Below are 18307 nucleotides of genomic sequence, written 5' to 3' on the forward strand. Positions count from 1 at the left end.
GCGTGCCCGGCGGGACATCCTGGGGGCACGGTTTGTGGGGGACCTGATGGACATCGGCACGCAGGGCACACAGGCCCCGGCCGACCTCGCGTGGCTGCGCGGCGTGGACGCCTACACGATGGGCGCTTATCCGCAGGCCGAGGAGGAGTTCAGAGCCGCGGTGCGGCTCGATCCCGGCATGGCGGACGCCTGGCTCGGCCTTCACGCGCTGCGGGTCGACACGACGGCGGCGCTGCTGCACATGTACCGCCACCGCGACCGGTTCGGCGACCAGCGCGGGCGTTACCGACGCACCCTCAACTCCTGGTACTGGCTCGGCTGGTGGGTACAGCCGGTCCTGGAGAGCCCGCGCGACCTGCTGCTCGCGCACGCCTCGCACTGGCTGGACGGCCGTCATGTCCCCGAACTCGACCGGGCGCTGGCGGGACTGCCGCCGGTGGACGCCGACCCGCAGGTCCGCTTCCTGCACGCCTGCCGTTCCTACCTCGTCAAGGACTGGGACCAGCTCGTACGCCATACGGAGCAGCTGCTCGACGATCCGCTGCTGGGCATCGAAGCAGGGCTCTTCGGCGGGATGGCGCGGGTGCGGCTGGAGATGTACGGGCAGGCCGAACCCCTGCTGTCCACCGCACTCATGCGCTGCCGAAGCGAGCAGCCCCAGCGCAAGGAACTGCGCTACTGGCTGGCCCGCGCGCACGAGGGCACCGGCCGCAGCGCGGCCGCGCTGCCCCTGTACCGGGCGGTCCACCGCATCGACCCCGCGTTCATGGACACCTCCGCGCGGCTGGCCGCGATCGCGGACTACGACGGGCTGGACGGCTCCGAGGAGGCGTCCGGCCTGGCCGCCGTCTCGCTGACCGGGCTGGGCGCGGACGGGGCGTTCGCGGAAGCCCAGCCGGACGGCGACTCGCTGCTGGGCACCGATCTGGTGGACGGCAGGGAGCTGCGGCCCGGCGGCGAGGCGCCGAACCTGCCGGGCGTCGGGGCGCCGGCGGGCGGGGCACGACAGAAGCGGGCGGCCCCCACGCCGCACCCGTTCCCGGCGGGACCCGCCGATCCGGTGCTGCTCGCCGAGGCGCTGGCGGAGCTGGAGCGGATGGTCGGTCTGGAACCGGTGAAACGGCAGGTCAAGGCGTTGTCGGCGCAGCTGAACATGGCGAGACTGCGGTCGGGCCAGGGGTTGCCCGTACAGCCGCCGAAGCGGCATTTCGTCTTCTCGGGGCCGTCCGGGACCGGCAAGACGACGGTGGCCCGGATCCTCGGGCGGGTGTTCTACGCGCTGGGTCTGCTGGGCGGGGACCATCTGGTCGAGGCCCAGCGGGCGGACCTGGTCGGCGAGTTCCTGGGGCAGACGGCGGTCAAGGCCAACGAGCTGATCGACTCGGCACTGGGCGGGGTGCTCTTCGTCGACGAGGCGTACAGCCTCTCCAACACCGGGTACAGCAAGGGCGACGCGTACGGCGACGAAGCCCTGCAGGTCCTCCTCAAGCGCGCGGAGGACAACCGGGACCATCTCGTCGTCATCCTGGCCGGCTACCCGGAGGGCATGGACCGGCTGCTGTCCACCAACCCCGGGCTCTCGTCCCGCTTCACCACCCGGGTGGACTTCCCCAGCTACCGCCCGCTGGAACTCACCTCCATCGGCGAAGTGCTGGCCGCGGAGAACGGGGACGCGTGGGACGAGGAGTCGCTGGAGGAGCTGCGCTCCATCAGCGGCCATGTCGTCGACCAGGGATGGCTGGACGAGCTGGGCAACGGGCGTTTCCTGCGCACGCTGTACGAGAAGAGCTGCGCCTACCGCGATCTGCGGCTCTCGGGGTACGCGACGGTGCCGACGCGGGACGATCTGGCGACGCTGCGGCTGCCGGACCTGATGCAGGCGTACGGCGAGGTGCTGTCCGGGCGGGGCCCGGTGGGGCGGGACCGGCAGGAACCGCCCGAGGTGTGAGCGCCTCCTGCCGGCCCGGCCGGGCCTACCCGACCAGGGCGGACAGTTCGTCCGAGCCGGTCTGCCGTTCCTCGGTGCGGCGGGGCTCCGAAACCCGGTGGGCCGGGTCCCGTACCTCTCCGACCAGCATTTCCAGTACGTCCTCCATGGCCACGAGGCCCAGGACGCGGCCCGACGCGTCGGCGACCTGCGCCAGATGCGTCGCCGCGCGGCGCATCACCGTCAGGGCGTCGTCCAGGGGCAGTTCGGCCCGTACGGTCGCCATGGGGCGCCACACGTGCTGCGGGACGGCCCGCTCGCCGTCCTCCAGGTCGAGGACGTCCTTGACGTGCAGGTAGCCCATGAACGGGCCGCCGCCCTCCGCGCAGACGGGGAAGCGCGAGTAGCCGGTCCGTACGGTGAGCTCCTCGATGCGGCGCGGGGTGACGGACGGGTCCACCGTCACCAGCGACGCCCGGCGCAGCAGCACGTCGGTGACGGGCCGGCTGCCGAGTTCGAGGGCGTCCTCCAGCCGTTCCTGCGCCTCCGGCTCCAGGAGCCCGGCCTGTCCGGAGTCCTCGACGAGCCGGTTGAGCTGCTCGCTGGTGAAGACGGCCTCCACCTCGTCCTTCGGCTCGACCCCGAAGATCCGGAGCACCAGCCGGGCGCAGGCGCCGAGCGCCGAGGTGACCGGCCGGCAGAGGCGGGCGAAGCCGACGAGGCCGGGGCTGAGCCACAGCGCCGTCTTCTCCGGGGCCGCCATGGCCAGGTTCTTCGGGACCATCTCGCCGACGACGAGGTGGAGGAAGACGACGAAGGCCAGCGCCAGCACGAAGCCGAGCGGGTGGATCATCCCCTCCGGCAGGTGCCCCGCGTGGAACACCGGCTCCAGCAGCCGGGCGACGGTGGGTTCGGCCACGGCGCCGAGGGTCAGCGAGCAGATCGTGATCCCGAACTGGGCGGCCGCCATCATCTGCGGCAGGTTCTCCAGGCCGTGCAGCACCTGGCGGGCCCGGCTCGACCCGGCTGCCGCCAGGGGTTCGACCTGGCTGCGGCGCACCGAGACGAGGGCGAACTCCGCCCCGACGAAGAAGCCGTTCGCCAGGACGAGAAGCCCGGCGAAGACCAACTGGACCAGGCTCATCGTGCGGCCTCCAGAACACGGCGGGACGCCCGCGGCGCGGCGGCCGGTGCGGGTGCCTCGGCCAGGCGCACGAAGCGGACCTTCTCGGCCCGGTAGTGGCCGACCTCGCGGACGGCGATCCGCCATCCGGGCAGTTCGGCCCGGTCACCCGGGGCGGGAATCCGGCCCAGCAGGTCGGCGACCAGCCCGGCGACGGTCTCGTAGGGGCCGTCGGGGACGTCGAGGCCTATCCGGTGCAGGGTCAGCACGCGGCAGCTTCCTTCGGCGTCCCAAGCGGGCCGCCCGTCCTCGGCGGCCGCGGCGGTCAGCTCGGGGCGGTCGGCGCCTTCGGCGTCGTGCTCGTCGCGCACCTCGCCGACGAGCTCCTCGATGATGTCCTCCAGCGTGACGACTCCGGCGGTGCCGCCGTACTCGTCGACCACGACGGCGATCGGCTGCTCGTTGCGCAGCCGCTGGAGCAGCTGCTCGACGGGCAGGGTCTCGGGCACCAGCAGCGGCGGCACGGCGATCCGGCCCGCGGGGGTCCGCAGACGGTCCGGGGCGGGAACGGCCAGCGCGTCCTTGAGGTGGACCATGCCGACGACCTCGTCGATGCGCTCCCGGTAGACGGGGAAGCGGGAGAGGCCGGTGGCGCGGGTGAGGTTGAGGACGTCCGCCGCGGTCGCGGAGGACTGGAGGGCACTGACCTTCACGCGCGGCGTCATCACGTGCTGGGCGGTGAGCCCGGCGAGCGACAGGGTCCGTACGAAGAGGTCCGCGGTGTCCTGTTCGAGGGTGCCGGCCTCGGCCGAGTGCCGCGCGAGGGAGACCAGCTCCCCCGGCGTACGGGCGGACGCCAGCTCCTCGGTGGGCTCGACGCCCAGGAGCCGTACCAGCCGGTTGGCGACGGTGTTCAGCAGTCCGATCACCGGGCGGAAGACCCGGGTGAATCCCAGCTGGGGTCCGGCGACGAACCGTGCGACCTGAAGCGGCTTGGAGACCGCCCAGTTCTTCGGTACGAGTTCGCCGATGACCATCTGGACGGCTGCCGCGAGCAGCATGCCGAGGACCACGCTGATGCCGGGGACGGCGCCGCCGGGCAGGCCGGTCAGGGACAGCGGGGCGTGCAGCAGCCGGGCCAGCGCCGGCTCGGCGAGCATGCCGACCACCAGCGAGGTGATCGTGATGCCGAGCTGGGTGCCGGAGAGCTGGAAGGAGAGTTCGCGCAGGGCGTCGACGACGGTGCGGGCCCGTCGGTCGCCCTCGGCGGCGGCGCGCTCGGCGTCCGCCCGTTCCACGGTGACGAGCCCGAATTCGGCCGCCACGAAGAATCCGTTGGCGAGGATGAGGAGGAATGCCGCACCGAGAAGCAGCAGGGGGGTGGTCATGCCGCCGCCTCCACGGAAGGGGCGGCGCAGGTACTACCGGACGATCCGTCCATTGCTGGAGGGAGTCACTCCTTGGGTCGCAGGAAAGCCCCGCGGGCTCGAAGGCCTCTGGTGCGGGGCGGGGCGCACAGGGCGCCACCGCCCTCCAGAGTAATCAACGAGCGGCCCGTCGGGGCAGGGGGCTCAGCGGTTGTCCGTGCCGGTGCCGTGGTTCTCGGCGAGGGCGCGGAGCGTGCGGGCGTCGCGGATGGCGTGTTCCCTGGCGATTCCGGGCTGGATGCCGAGGGCGGGCATGCTGGTCCCGTCGCTGAGGTCGAGGAAGACCCACGGGTCGCCGACGCGCAGGTTGACGCGCACGATCTCCGCCCAGGACAGCCGCCGGGTACGGGTGATGTTGACCACGGTCACCCCGCTGTCGTCCGCCACGATCTTGGGGCGGCTGAGCAGTGCCAGGACACCGAAGAAGAGCAGCGCCGTGAAGACGAAGCTGACCCTCTCTCCCCCGCTGAGCTGTTCCAGGGTGAACGCGACGACGGTGATGACGGCGAACATCGCCGCCCCGACGCTCAGCAGGACCACCCGGGTGAGGGTGGGCCGGAAGGTGACCGGAAGGGCGGGCAGTGCAGGGGCTGGCATGGTCTTCTTCCGTCTCCCGCCGTCAGAGGCGGCAGGCGTGGATGGCCGTGGTGAGGATGGCGCGGGCGCCGAGGTCGTACAGGTCGTCCATGATCCGCTGCGCCTCCTTCGAGGCGACCATGGAACGGACGGCGACCCAGCCCTCGTGGTGCAGCGGGGAGATGGTCGGCGACTCCAGGCCCGGGGTGAGGGCGACGGCACGTTCCAGGTGCTCGACGCGGCAGTCGTAGTCCATCATCACGTAGCTGCGGGCCACCAGGACGCCCTGCAGACGACGCAGGAACTGCTGGACCTTCGGGTCGTCGGCGGGGGCGCCGCTGCGGCGGATGACGACCGCTTCCGACTTCATGATCGGCTCGCCGATGACTTCGAGTCCGGCGTTGCGCAGGCTGGTGCCGGTCTCGACGACGTCGGCGATGATCTGGGCGACGCCCAGCTCGATGGCGGTCTCCACGGCTCCGTCGAGGTGGACCACGGAGGCGTTGACGCCGGTGTCGGCGAGGTGCTTGGCGACGATGCCCTCGTAGGAGGTGGCGATCGTCATGCCGTCGAAGTCCTGCGGGCCGGCGGCGATGCCGGGCTTGGTGGCGTAGCGGAACGTGGAGCGGGCGAAGCCGAGCTGGAGGATCTCCTCGGCATCGGCACCGGAGTCCAGCAGCAGGTCGCGGCCGGTGATGCCGATGTCGAGGCGGCCCGAGCTGACGTAGATCGCGATGTCGCGCGGCCGCAGGTAGAAGAACTCGACCTGGTTGTCGGGGTCGACGAGGACGAGTTCCTTGGACTCCTTGCGCTGCTTGTAGCCCGCCTCATGGAGCATCGCCATCGCCGGCCCGGAGATAGCACCCTTGTTGGGGACGGCGATGCGCAGCATGAGGTCGGGTTTCCTTTGCGAAAGGGGCGGCTGGAACGTGCGGACGGGCGCGGAGGTCGTGCTCAGGGGCGGGCGCGGGTGCCGTGCTCAGAGATGGGCGTAGACGTCGTCGAGGGAGATTCCGCGCGCGACCATCATCACCTGGACGTGGTACAGCAGTTGCGAGATCTCCTCGGCGGCCGCGTCCTTGCTCTCGTGCTCGGCGGCCATCCAGACCTCGGCGGCCTCCTCGACGACCTTCTTGCCGATGGCATGCACGCCCTTGTCCACCAGTTCGGCGGTACGGGAGGTGGAGGGGTCGCCGTTGGCGGCCTTGAGCTGCAGCTCGGCGAAGAGCTCTTCGAAGGTTTTGTTCGCCATGATGTCCTTAAGAATAAGGGGTCCCGGACGCGCACTCAGCGCCAGGGTTCGCTGACCGAGCGCAGCGTGGTGGCGGTGGCGACGGCGGCGGTGACCGCTTCGTGCCCCTTGTCCTCGTTGGAGCCCTCCAGGCCGGCGCGGTCGAGTGCCTGCTCCTCCGTGTCGCACGTGAGGACGCCGAAGCCGACGGGGACACCCGTGTCGACGGCGACCTGGGTGAGGCCGTTGGTGACGCCGTGCGACACGTATTCGAAGTGCGGGGTGCCCCCGCGGATGATCACACCGAGGGCGACGATCGCGTCGTACCCGCGGCCGGCCAGCACCTTGGCGACGACCGGGAGCTCGAAGCTGCCGGGGACCCGCAGCAGGGTCGGCTCGTCGATGCCGAGCTCGTGCAGCGCGCGCAGCGCGCCGTCGACGAGTCCGTCCATGACCTTCTCGTGCCACTGCGCCGCGATGACCGCGACGCGCAGGTCTCCGCAGTTGCGTACGGACAGTTCGGGTGCGCCCTTGCCGCTCATGTCTCTCCTACCGCTCTTTTCCTGGGGTGGTGTGCCGGGTTGAGGGGGTTACTGGTTGCCGCAGGTCGACGCGGTGGCGGCGTCGAGCCAGGGCAGGTCGTGGCCCATGCGGTCGCGCTTGGTGCGCAGGTACCGCAGATTGTGCTCGCCGGCCTGGACGGGCATCGGCTCGCGTCCCGTGACGGCCAGACCGTGCCGCAGGATCGCGGCGGTCTTCTCGGGGTTGTTCGTCATGAGCCGCAGACTGCGGACGCCGAGGTCCTCGAGGATCTGGGCGCCGGCCGCGTAGTCCCGGGCGTCGGCGGGCAGGCCCAGCTCCAGGTTGGCGTCGAGGGTGTCGACGCCACGCTCCTGGAGTTCGTACGCGCGCAGCTTGGACAGAAGCCCGATGCCGCGGCCCTCGTGGCCGCGCAGATAGACGACGACGCCGCGGCCCTCCTCCGTGATGCGCCGCATGGACGCGTGCAGCTGGGGACCGCAGTCGCAGCGCTGGGACTGGAAGATGTCGCCGGTCAGGCACTCGGAATGGACCCGGACCAGGACGTCCTCGCCGTCTCCGATGTCTCCGTGGACCAGCGCGACGTGCTCGACGCCGTCCACGATGGAGCGGTAGCCGTACGCGGTGAAGGCGCCGAAGGTGGTGGGCAGCCGCACCTCGGCCTCGCGGCGGACCGTCGGCTCGGCGCTCCTGCGGTAGGCGATCAGGTCCTCGATCGAGATGATCGTCAGCCCGTGCTTGCGGGCGAACGGGACCAGCTCGGGCAGGCGCAGCATGACGCCGTCCTCCCCGGCGATCTCGACGATCGCGCCGGCGGGCCGCAGTCCGGCAAGCCGGGCGAGGTCGACGGCGGCCTCGGTGTGGCCGTTGCGCACGAGGACCCCGCCGGAGCGGGCGCGCAGCGGGAAGATGTGGCCGGGGCGCACGAAGTCGCCGGGTCCCGCCAGGCCGCCCGCGAGCAGCCGGAGCGTGGCGGCGCGGTCGGCGGCGGAGATGCCGGTGCTCACCCCGTGGGACGGCGAGGCGTCCACGGAGACGGTGAAGGCGGTCTTCATCGACTCGGTGTTGTGCTCGACCATCTGCGGCAGTTCGAGCCGTTCCAGCTCGTCGTTCTCCATCGGCGCGCAGATCAGTCCGCGGCACTCGCTCATCATGAAGGCGACGATCTCGGGCGTGGCCTTCTCGGCCGCGATGACGAGGTCGCCCTCGTTCTCCCGGTCCTCGTCGTCGACGACGACGACGGGCCGGCCGGCGGCGATGTCACGGATGGCCTGCTCGACGGGGTCGAGGGAGAGGTCCTCGGCGGGCCCGCCGTGTTCGCGGTGCAGCCAGGTGGGCTGGGCAGTCATGCCGTGGCTCCTTCCAGAGCGGGTGTCCGCGTACGCAGCCACCAGTCGCGCATCCCCCACAGGACCAGGGCCCCGTAGACGACGTAGATGAGGCCCGAGAAGGCGAGACCGCTGTGGAAGTTGAGCGGTACGCCGACCAGGTCGACGAGGAGCCAGGCGAACCAGAACTCGACCATGCCGCGGGCCTGGGCGAGCATCGCCACGAGCGTGCCGGCGAAGATGTACGCGTCCGCCCACGGGCTCCAGGAGAGCGAGGGGAACGCGGTGAACAGGCCGCCGACCGCGAGGGTGCCGAGGGCGGCGCCTCCGAGCAGGTAGCCGCGCTCGCGCCAGGTGGCGAACCGTACGGCGAGGGTGCCGTCCTGGGCCTGCTGCCGGCCGCGGGTCCACTGCTGCCAGCCCCAGACGGCCACGGCGATGACGATGACCTGCTTGCCGACGCTGCCCGCCTGGTGGACGGAGACGTTGGCGGCGACCAGCACCGCGCCGGACAGGAGCTGGGCGGGCCAGGTCCAGATCGAGCGCAGCCAGCCCAGCGTCAGGGCGATCAGACCGATCGTGTTGCCGATCATGTCGGACCAGATGATGTGCTGGTCGAAGGCGGTGAACGCCTCCGAGTTCAGCCAGTGCAGCGCGCTCACTTCGCCGCCTCCCCGTTCTCCTGCGCGGGGTTGCCGAGCAGCCGCTCGACGTACTTCGCGATGACGTCCACCTCGAGGTTGACCGGGTCGCCGGGCCCCTTGATGCCGAGCGTGGTCAGGGCGAGAGTGGTGGGGATGAGGCTGATGGTGAAGTAGTCGGGTCCGGCGTCCACGACGGTCAGGCTGACGCCGTCGACGGTGATCGACCCCTTCTCCACCACGTAGCGGGTGAGGTCCGCGGGCAGGGAGATCTTCACGATCTCCCAGTGCTCGGAGACCTTGCGTTCGACGATGCGGCCCGTGCCGTCCACGTGGCCCTGGACGATGTGTCCGCCGAGCCGGCCACCGAGCGCCATGGGGCGTTCCAGGTTGACCCGGGAGCCCGTGGCCAGGGCGCCGAGGCTGGAGCGGTTCAGGGTCTCGGCCATCACGTCGGCCGTGAACTCGTGCTCGCCGAGGTCGACGACGGTCAGGCAGACGCCGTTGACGGCGATCGAGTCGCCGTGCTTGGCGCCCTCGGTGACGACGGCACCCCGCAGGCGGAATCGTGAGGCGTCGCCGAGCTTCTCGACGGCGGTGACCTCACCCAGTTCTTCGACAATTCCGGTGAACACTCAGATTTCCTTCCGGGCGGGGCCGGGGACGGCGGTGATGCGCAGATCGGGGCCGATGGACACGGTCTCGGTCACATCGAGCCGCAACGCCTGGGCGATGGTGGAGATTCCGGCGTCGGCGAGGGCCGCGGGGCCGGCGCCGAGGAGGACGGGGGCGAGGTAGCCGACGACCCTGTCGACCAGTCCCGCCGCGACGAAGGCCCCGGCCAGGGTCGGGCCGCCTTCGAGGAGTACGGAGCGCACGCCGCGGCCGTGGAGGGCAGCGAGCAGGGCGGCGAGGTCCAGTCCGGGGCCGTCGGCGGCGCGCGGCAGCCGCAGCACGGCCTCGTCGGGGAGGTGGCGGGCGTCGGCGTCGTCGGCGACCGCGACCACGGTGGGCGCGCCGCCGTCGAGGACCCGGGCGCCGGGCCGTACGGCGGTGGCGGCGGTGTCGACGACGACCCGGAGCGGCTGGACGGCGCGGTCGATGCCCCGGACGCCGAGCTGGGGATCGTCGGTCCGGGCGGTGCCGGAGCCGACCACCACGGCGTCCGCCTCGGCGCGCAGCCGGTGGACGTCGGCGCGGGCCTCGGCGGAGGTGATCCAGCGGCTGGTGGCGTCGGCGGCCGCGATCCTGCCGTCCAGGGTCGCCGCGTACTTCCACGTGACGTGCGGACGGCCGAGGCGCACCGAGGTCAGCCAGGCGGCGTTGACCGCTTCCGCCTCCTCGCCGAGCAGGCCGCGCTCGGCGGTGATCCCGGCGGCGCGCAAGGTGTCCGCCCCGCCGGTGGCCTGCGGATTCGGGTCGCCGACCGCGTACACGACACGGGCGATCCCGGCCTCGATGAGCGCCTGGGCGCAGGGACCCGTGCGACCGGTGTGGTTGCAGGGTTCGAGGGTGACGTAGGCGGTGCCGCCGCGTGCCTTCGCGCCGGCGGCGCGCAGGGCGTGGATCTCGGCGTGCGGCCCCCCGGCGCGCTGGTGGAAGCCCTCGCCGACGGTCTGTCCCGTCGCGTCGAGGACGACGCATCCGACGACCGGATTGGGGCTGGTGGAGCCGAGACCGCGGGCGGCGAGCGTGACGGCTCGGCGCATGGCGGTCGTGTCGGCTGCGGTGTCCACCGGGTCCTCCTGCCTCTTCGGGCACGGACTCCGGGGCCTGTCGATGACGACAGATGAAGCGGAACGCTGCACAGGAAGACGCCGAATGCCCGAAAAACGGATGGATCGGTCGCCCGAAAACCATCCGCCGACGGCGGCGTACCCGCATAACGGCCCGCCGCGCACTGCCTCCCATCCGGACTTTAACCGTCGGTCCAGGAATCTCACCTGGTCAACCGGCCGCTGGATGCGGACGGGTCGCGGACTGTAACCGCCGGTTCGGAATTGCACCGACCCCGGAGTGCGCTGCTGCTGGTACACGATCAGTGTGCCACGAGTGGCCGTGACCCATACGGGCGAACGCTGTGGAGTGGCTCACAGACAGCCCGTGACAAGGGCTCTTTTCAGGCACCCGCACCCAGTTGGTCCAGACCTATTGACGCAGTGGTCTAGTCCTCTTAATCTCTGCGTCACCTCCGAGGAGCGGTTCCGCGGGTGTGCGCACACCCGCGAACCAACACGACCCACCCCCCTGCCAGTTGTGTTCTGCCGACCTCCCCAGGAGGAACCGAACGTGCTGTCCCCCACTCGCGCGAGAACCACCCTGCTCGCAGCCGGCGCCGGTATCGCCGCACTGCTGGTCGGTTCACTCGCCGCAACCCCCTCGCAGGCCGCCGACCAGGAATCCTGTCGCCCCGACGGGCTCTACGAGACCCCGGGCGTCGCCGTCCCGTACTGCTCCGTGTACGACTCCGAGGGCCGCGAGAAGATGGGCGCCGACCACCCGCGGCGCGTCATCGGCTACTTCACCAACTGGCGGACCGGCAAGGACGGCAAGCCCGCCTACCTCGCCTCCGACATCCCGTGGGACAAGGTCACCCACCTCAACTACGCGTTCGCCCACGTCGACGGGGCCCACAAGATCTCCGTCGGCGGCGACGGACCGGCCAACGCCTCGACCGGCATGACCTGGCCGGGCGTCGCCGGCGCCGAAATGGACCCCGGCCTCCCCTACAAGGGCCACTTCAACCTGCTCAACAAGTTCAAGAAGCAGCACCCGAACGTGAAGACGATGGTGTCGGTCGGCGGCTGGGCCGAGACCGGCGGCTACTTCGACGACAGCGGCAAGCGGATCGACTCCGGCGGCTTCTACTCCATGGCCACCAACGCCGACGGCTCGGTCAACCAGAGCGGCATCAACACCTTCGCCGACTCCACCGTCGACTTCATCAAGAAGTACGGCTTCAACGGCGTCGACATCGACTACGAGTACCCGACCACGATGAAGGACGCGGGCAACCCCCTCGACTGGACCCTGTCCAACGCCCGCCGGGCCGGTCTGGTCAAGAGCTACGCCGCACTGATGAAGACCCTGCGCGAGAAGCTCGACCGCGCGTCCGCCTCAGACGGCAAGCACTACCTGCTCAGCGTCGCCGCCCCCTCGTCCGGCTACCTGCTGCGCGGCATGGAGACCTTCCAGGTCCAGAAGTACCTGGACTACGTCAACATCATGTCGTACGACCTCCACGGCGCCTGGAACGAATACGTCGGCCCGAACGCCGCCCTGTTCGACGACGGCAAGGACGCCGAACTCGCCCAGGCGAGCGTCTACTCGACCTCGCAGTACGGCGGAACCGGATACCTCAACACCGACTGGGCTTACCACTACTTCCGCGGTTCCATGCCGTCCGGCCGCATCAACATCGGGCTGCCGTACTACACCCGCGGCTTCAAGAACGTGCAAGGCGGCACCAACGGCCTGTGGGGCAGGGCCGCCACCACCGACTGCCCGGCCGGCGCGGGTCTGACCACATGCGGCGACGGCGCCGTCGGCATCGACAACCTCTGGCACGACCAGGACACCAACGGCAAGGAGGCACCCGCCGGCTCCAACCCCATGTGGCACGCGAAGAACCTGGAGAAGGGCGTCGTCGGCGACTACGTCACCGACTACGGGTTCCCCGCCGGCACGAAGCTGACCGGCACGTACGTCCGCAACTACGACTCGACGCTGGTCGCGCCGTGGCTCTGGAACGCCGAGAAGAAGGTCTTCCTCTCCACCGAGGACGAGCAGTCGGTGAAGGCCAAGGCGGCCTACGTGGCCGACAAGGGCATCGGCGGCACGATGATCTGGGAACTCGCGGGCGACTACGGCTGGAACGCAGCGAAGGGCCAGTACGAGCCGGGCTCCACGCTCACCTCCGCGATGTACGACGCCTTCAAGTCGGCGGCCCCGTACGGCGCCGAACGCTCCACCATCGACCTGCCCACCCGGGCGCTGAACATCGACGTCTCCTTCGACCAGTTCCCGCTGGGTGACTCCAACTACCCCATCAGCCCCAAGCTGAAGATCACCAACCACACCTCGGCGACGCTGCCCGGCGGCACCGAGTTCCAGTTCGACTACGCGACCTCGGCACCCGCCAACGCCAAGGACCAGTCGGGCTTCGGCACCACGATCGTGCGCAGCGACCACACCGCCGCGAACAACATCGGCGGCCTGAAGGGCGACTACAACCGCGTCTCGCTCAAACTGCCGGCCTGGCAGACGCTGGCGCCCGGTGCGTCCGTGCAGGTCGACTTCGTGTACTACCTGCCGACGTCCACGCCGTCGAACTGGACCGTCACCTTCGGTGGCCAGTCGTACGCCCTGGCGGCGGACCTGGCGCGCGGCACGACGCTCGTCGAGCCGGGCGGTTCCACGCCGTCGCCGGACCCGACCGGCACCACGCCGTCGCCGGACCCGACGGGCGGCGCCTGCGCCGCGGCCGCGTGGAGCGCGACGGCGGAGTACGGCGCGGGGGCGACGGTCAGCCACGGTTCCCACCAGTGGAAGGCCAAGTGGTGGACGAAGGGCGAGACGCCGGGGTCCACCGGTGAGTGGGGCGTCTGGCAGGACCTCGGCGCCTGCTGACGGCTTCGCGGGGCGGCGGGTGCGCCGTGTTGTGCGGGGTTCCGTCCTCAAGCGCCGGACGGGCTTGGTGGTGCGGGTCCTCCGCGGGGCGGCGGGGTTCCGTCCTCAATCGCCGGACGGGCTTGATGTGCGGGTCCCCCGCGGGGCGGCGGGGTTCCGTCCTCAATCGCCGGACGGGCTGTGGTGGTGCGGGTGCGCGGTGTTGTGCGGGTGTTCGCCTCTGTCCGGTGGGTGGGGGTGGGGACCCTCCGGGGAGACTCCTCAGAAATGGCATGTGCGGGCGGGTGGGAAAACGACCCGAGTCGTACGCCATTTCCTGCGGGGACTCCCCTGCACGCCCCCACCCGGCCTCGTCTGCGTCTGCACACCGGCGACACGACGGCTGCAGACGCACGGCGGGCGGGTTCGGGGGCGTGCAGGGGAGTCCCCGCAGGACGACGAACACCGACCCGGGTCCGACTGCGTACCCGCCGAACGTTCGTCGTTTGAGGAGACGCCCCGGAGGGACCCCGAACCCCCACCCACCCGGGTACCGCGCCTCCGCACCACGGAGCACCCGCACACCCCAAGCCCGTCCGGCGCTTGAGGACGGAACCGGCCCGCCGGAGCAACCCGCACCCCGCGCGGGGCCCGCGCCCACCAAGCCCGTCCGGCGATTGAGGACGGAACCCCGCGCCCCGGCAAGGGGCAACCACCACAAGGCGCCCCGCCCAGCAAGGGACCCGCGCCCCGGACAGGGGCAAACAAAACAAAGCGCACCGCCCCCCGCAGGGGACCGTTAGCGGGGCGGGGCGAACAAGGAGTCCTGGGCCGCCTCGCGAGCGGCCAGCACCGCGCCGTGGAGGACCGCCGTGCCGCCGAGCCGCCCGGCCCGGACCTCCGTGCGCAGCGGGGACATCATGGCGAGCCGTTCCTCGACGCACGCGGCCAGCTCGTCGCCGCCCGCCGAACCGACCTCGCCCGCCAGCAGCACGCAGCCCGGGTCGAGGACCGAGGCGACGGCGGCCACGCCGAGGGCGAGGCGGTCGGCGAGGGAGCCGAGGAACGCTGCGCTGTCGCCCTCCCCCGCAAGCGCCGCACGGACGGCGGCCGCGGCACCGGGCTCCTGGCCTCCGTCGCAGGCGGTGATGCCGTGCGCGGCGGCCAGTTCGCAGAGCGGCGCCGAGCCCACGAGCGAGTGGAAGCCGCCGTCACAGTTGACGGCCGAGGGGATGCCGATCGTGCCGGGAACCGGCAGGAAGCCGATCTCGCCGGCGCCGCCCGACGCCCCGCGTCGCAGCTTCCCGTCCAGCATGACGGCCGCTCCGACCCCGTGGCCGAGCCAGAGCAGGACGAACGTGTCATGGTCCTGGACGGCTCCGACCCGGTGTTCGGCGACGGCGGCGAGATTGGTCTCGTTCTCCACGAGCACGGTGGCCGGCAGCCGCTGCTGAAGGGCCCGCACCAGCCGGCGGTGCCAGGCCGGCAGGCCGGTCGTGTCCCGCAGTTCACCGGTGACCGGGTCGATGAGGCCGGGGGCGCCGATGCCGACACTGTGCAGGGGCGCCGTGCCGGCGGCGCGCGCCGTGCGTTCCAGGAGGGCGACGGCCTGTTCGACGGCGTCGTCGGTGGCGGTGTCGCTGCCGATCGGCAGGGTGGCTTCGGCAAGGGTCGCGCCCAGCAGGTCGGCGACGACGACGGCGACGCTGTCGGTGCGTACGTCGAGACCGGCCAGGTGGGCGCGGTCGGCGACGATGCCGTAGAGCCGGGCGTTGGGCCCGCGGCGCTCGGCCCCGGTCTCCCCGACCACGCTGATGAGTCCCGCGTCCTGCAGCCGTTCCACCAGGTCGGCGACGGTGGGCCGGGAGAGCCCGGTCAGGGTCTTCAACTGGGTGGCCGTCAGCGGGCCGTCCTGCTGGAGGAGGCGCAGGGCGAGCCGGTCGTTGATGGCCCGGGCGGTGCTCGGAGATGCGGGCATGCCGGGATCCTTCCAGATCTCCGCCGTGGTCCGGGACCAGGCGGGCTATTTATCAGGCAGGGTTCCTGATAGTTTACTGCCCGCATCGTGGAGAAGGGCGCCGGGGGCGTCGCGGACCGCGGCGGACAGAGAACTCCCAGGGGAGGGCACAGCGGTATGACGACGGATTGCACGGAGACGGGCTTCGGTACACGAGAGGTGCGGCGGGCCCGGTATGCCGTCGCCGCGGTCTTCACCGTGCACGGCGCGGTGACCGGGAGTTTCGCCACGCGCGTGCCCTGGATCCAGGACCACGCCGGGGTCAGCGCCGGGCAGCTCGGGATCGCCCTGGCCTTCCCCGCGATCGGGGCCTCGCTCGCGATGCCGCTGGCCGGAACGGTCAGCCACCGCTTCGGTGCCAGGACCGCGCTGCGCGGGCTGCTGGCGATGTGGACGCTGGCCCTGATCCTGCCGGCCCTGGCCCCGAACCTGCTGACGCTGTGCGCGGCGCTCTTCGTGTACGGAGCATCCGCCGGCATGTCGGACGTGGCGATGAACGCCCTCGGTGTCGAGGTGGAGAACCGTCTCGACAAGTCGATCATGTCCGGACTGCACGGGATGTGGAGCGTCGGCGCCCTGATCGGTTCGGCGGGCGGCACCGTGGCCGCGCATGTGGGGGCCGACGCGCGGCTGCATCACACGGTGGTCGCGCTGGTGCTGACCCTCCTGGGCCTGATCGCCTGTCAGCGGGTGCTGGACCTGCGCAGCGAACCGGACGAGGAGCCCCCGCCGCGCTTCGCCCTGCCGCCGAAGTCGGCGCTGATCATCGGCGCGGTCGGCTTCTGTGCGGTCTTCGCCGAGGGGGCCAGTCTGGACTGGTCGGCGGTCTATCTGCGGGACGTACTGGACAGCTCGGCGGGCCTGGCGGCCGCTTCGACGACCGCGTTCGCCCTCACCATGGCCATCGCCCGGATCGCCGGGGACCGGATCGTCGACCGCTTCGGTGCGGTGCGGACCGTGCGCGCCGGCGGTGTTCTGGCGACGGTCGGCGGGGTGATGGTCGTCACCGCCCCGAACGCGGCCCTGGCGATGTCCGGTTTCGCGCTGATGGGTCTCGGCATCGCCGTGGTCGTGCCGCTCGCCTTCGCTGCGGCCGGCCGCAGCGGGCCGAACCCGAGCCAGGCGATCGCGGGCGTCGCGACGATCACGTACACCTCGGGGCTCATCGCCCCGTCGGCCATCGGCTCCCTGGCGGAGGCCACTTCGCTGGTCGTCTCGTTCGGTGTGGTGTCGGTGCTGGCGTTCGGACTGGTGCTCGGCGCCGGAGTGCTGAGGGCCGGTGACCGCAAGCCCGTGGCGGTCCCGGCCACCGCCGCCGCGAGCAGGCCGGCAGCCGGTCCGCGTCCCTGACGTGCGACGAACGGCTCCCGGGAGTCCGGAGCCCGGCCGGGACGGCGTCACGTCGCGGCACTACCATGGCGCTGATCTTTTCCGCGGTGGCGCCGTGCCCGGCAGGCACCGGACTCCGCATCTACACACAGGGAGCAACCATGGGCGGCCTCGGCGTGCGCTGGACCTTGCACGGCGACGGGAAGACGCCCGCACCGGGAGCGGTGGTCCGCCCCGACGAGCGGCTCTCCTGGCCCCGGACCTTCGGGCTCGGCGCCCAGCACGTGGTGGCGATGTTCGGCGCCTCGTTCGTCGCGCCCGTGCTCATGGGCCTGGACCCGAACCTGGCGATCATGATGTCGGGTGTCGCCACGGCCATCTTCCTGCTGGCCACGCGCGGCCAGGTGCCCAGCTACCTGGGCTGCTCGCTCTCCTTCGTCGGTGTCGCCGCGACCATCCGGGCCGGCGGCGGCAGCAGCGCGGTCGTCACCGGTGCGGTGTTCGTGGTCGGCGGGGTGCTCTTCCTCGCGGGTCTCGCCGTACAGCGCTTCGGCGCGCGGATCATCCATGCGGCCATGCCGCCGGTGGTGACGGGCGCGGTCGTCATGCTGATCGGGTTCAATCTGGCTCCCGTGACCGCGTCGACGTACTGGCCGCAGGACCAGTGGACCGCCCTGCTGGTGATGCTCTTCACCGGACTGGCCGTGGTCTGTCTGCGCGGGTTCTTCTCCCGTATCGCGATCTTCCTCGGCCTCGTCTTCGGCTACGTGCTGTCGTGGGTCCTGGACCGCGTCTTCGGGAAGATCCACTCCCCCGTCGGCGGGGCCGAGGCCGTGGACCACTGGCGGCTGGACCTCTCGGGTGTGGGGAAGGCCGACTGGGTCGGGCTCCCCTCGTTCCACGCCCCCGCTTTCGAGTGGTCCGCGATCCTCGTCGCGCTGCCTGTCGTCATCGCCCTGATCGCCGAGAACGCCGGTCATGTGAAGGCCGTCGGCGAGATGACCGGCCGTTCCCTGGACGCCAAGCTGGGCACCGCGATCGCCGCGGACGGCGCCGCCTCGATGCTGTCGACCGCGGTGGGCGGGCCGCCGAACACGACGTACTCGGAGAACATCGGGGTGATGGCCGCGACCCGGGTCTACTCCACCGCCGCCTACTGGGCCGCAGCCTGCTTCGCCCTGCTGTTCGGTCTGTGCCCCAAGTTCGGCGCGGTCGTCGCCGCCATCCCCGGCGGGGTCCTCGGCGGCATCACCGTGATCCTGTACGGCATGATCGGGCTGCTGGGCGCCCAGATCTGGCTCAACGCCAAGGTGGACCTGCGCAATCCGCTCAATCTGGTGCCGGCCGCCGCGGGCATCATCATCGGGGTCGGCGGGGTCAGCCTGAAGATCTCCGACAACTTCGAACTCAGCGGGATCGCGCTCGGCACCATCGTCGTGATCACCGGATACCACGTGCTGCGGGCCTTCGCCCCGGCCCATCTGAAGACCCAGGAACCCCTTCTGGACTCCGGCACCTCGGCGTACGACGAGGAGCGGCCGGCCGCCGGAGCGTGACCCC

Annotated in this window: 15 protein-coding genes and 1 riboswitch; of the genes, 4 read left to right on the forward strand and 11 right to left on the reverse strand. The window is 71.4% G+C overall.

From position 1 onward, the window contains the following. Positions 1–46 precede the first annotated feature (46 nt). Entirely contained in the window at positions 47–1948 is a 1902-nt protein-coding gene (locus E6R60_RS16895; protein ID WP_240802606.1) for an AAA family ATPase, read from the forward strand. A 25-nt stretch (positions 1949–1973) separates the two neighbouring features. Here the strand turns inward: E6R60_RS16895 and E6R60_RS16900 are convergent, their stop codons facing one another. The 10 genes from E6R60_RS16900 to ribD all read right to left on the reverse strand — a co-directional run bounded on the left by E6R60_RS16900 (position 1974) and on the right by ribD (position 10529). Continuing rightward, complete coding sequence (locus E6R60_RS16900) at positions 1974–3071, reverse strand: hemolysin family protein (RefSeq protein WP_136327396.1); 1098 nt, start codon at positions 3069–3071, stop codon at positions 1974–1976. Next, on the reverse strand, positions 3068–4438 hold the full coding sequence (locus tag E6R60_RS16905; protein WP_136327397.1) for a hemolysin family protein: 1371 nt from the start codon (positions 4436–4438) through the stop codon (positions 3068–3070). Before E6R60_RS16905 ends, E6R60_RS16900 begins: the two co-directional genes overlap by 4 nt. Positions 4439–4621: 183 nt before the next feature. After that, complete coding sequence (locus E6R60_RS16910) at positions 4622–5074, reverse strand: PH domain-containing protein (protein ID WP_136327398.1); 453 nt, start codon at positions 5072–5074, stop codon at positions 4622–4624. 22 nt (positions 5075–5096) lie between these two features. Beyond that, on the reverse strand, positions 5097–5945 hold the full coding sequence (gene hisG / locus E6R60_RS16915; RefSeq protein ID WP_136327399.1) for an ATP phosphoribosyltransferase: 849 nt from the start codon (positions 5943–5945) through the stop codon (positions 5097–5099). Between the two features lie 87 nt (positions 5946–6032). Next, the gene (locus E6R60_RS16920; protein ID WP_018524273.1) at positions 6033–6305 is read right to left on the reverse strand and encodes a phosphoribosyl-ATP diphosphatase; all 273 of its coding nucleotides are present in this window, start codon (positions 6303–6305) and stop codon (positions 6033–6035) included. Between the two features lie 35 nt (positions 6306–6340). After that, complete coding sequence (gene ribH / locus E6R60_RS16925; RefSeq protein ID WP_136327400.1) at positions 6341–6826, reverse strand: 6,7-dimethyl-8-ribityllumazine synthase; 486 nt, start codon at positions 6824–6826, stop codon at positions 6341–6343. Between the two features lie 48 nt (positions 6827–6874). After that, positions 6875–8173, reverse strand: coding sequence for a bifunctional 3,4-dihydroxy-2-butanone-4-phosphate synthase/GTP cyclohydrolase II (locus E6R60_RS16930; protein ID WP_136327401.1), 1299 nt, complete (start codon positions 8171–8173; stop codon positions 6875–6877). Then, complete coding sequence (locus E6R60_RS16935) at positions 8170–8814, reverse strand: nicotinamide mononucleotide transporter family protein (RefSeq protein ID WP_136327402.1); 645 nt, start codon at positions 8812–8814, stop codon at positions 8170–8172. The genes E6R60_RS16930 and E6R60_RS16935 overlap by 4 nt, the downstream gene beginning before the upstream one ends. Beyond that, the gene (locus tag E6R60_RS16940; RefSeq protein ID WP_136327403.1) at positions 8811–9428 is read right to left on the reverse strand and encodes a riboflavin synthase; all 618 of its coding nucleotides are present in this window, start codon (positions 9426–9428) and stop codon (positions 8811–8813) included. The genes E6R60_RS16935 and E6R60_RS16940 overlap by 4 nt, the downstream gene beginning before the upstream one ends. Beyond that, positions 9429–10529 carry a bifunctional diaminohydroxyphosphoribosylaminopyrimidine deaminase/5-amino-6-(5-phosphoribosylamino)uracil reductase RibD gene (gene ribD, locus E6R60_RS16945; protein ID WP_136327404.1) on the reverse strand — a complete coding sequence of 367 codons (1101 nt, stop codon included), beginning with the start codon at positions 10527–10529 and terminating at the stop codon, positions 9429–9431. It abuts the gene before it with no gap. Between the two features lie 157 nt (positions 10530–10686). Next, positions 10687–10817: riboswitch (FMN riboswitch) on the reverse strand. Between the two features lie 265 nt (positions 10818–11082). Here ribD and E6R60_RS16950 point away from each other — a divergent pair. Next, the gene (locus tag E6R60_RS16950; RefSeq protein WP_136327405.1) at positions 11083–13422 is read left to right on the forward strand and encodes a chitinase C-terminal domain-containing protein; all 2340 of its coding nucleotides are present in this window, start codon (positions 11083–11085) and stop codon (positions 13420–13422) included. A 778-nt stretch (positions 13423–14200) separates the two neighbouring features. Here the strand turns inward: E6R60_RS16950 and E6R60_RS16955 are convergent. After that, entirely contained in the window at positions 14201–15379 is a 1179-nt protein-coding gene (locus E6R60_RS16955) for an ROK family transcriptional regulator (protein ID WP_136327406.1), read from the reverse strand. A 156-nt stretch (positions 15380–15535) separates the two neighbouring features. On the opposite strand from E6R60_RS16955, the gene E6R60_RS16960 reads away from it, so the two are divergent. Next, a complete protein-coding gene (locus tag E6R60_RS16960) occupies positions 15536–16768 on the forward strand; it encodes an MFS transporter (protein ID WP_136327407.1) in 1233 nt (410 codons plus the stop codon). 140 nt (positions 16769–16908) lie between these two features. Beyond that, positions 16909–18303: a solute carrier family 23 protein gene (locus E6R60_RS16965; protein ID WP_136327408.1), complete on the forward strand. Its 1395-nt coding sequence runs from the start codon at positions 16909–16911 to the stop codon at positions 18301–18303. Positions 18304–18307: the final 4 nt, after the last annotated feature.

The organism is Streptomyces sp. A0642 (assembly GCF_004795105.1).
Classification (GTDB): Bacteria; Actinomycetota; Actinomycetes; order Streptomycetales; family Streptomycetaceae; genus Streptomyces.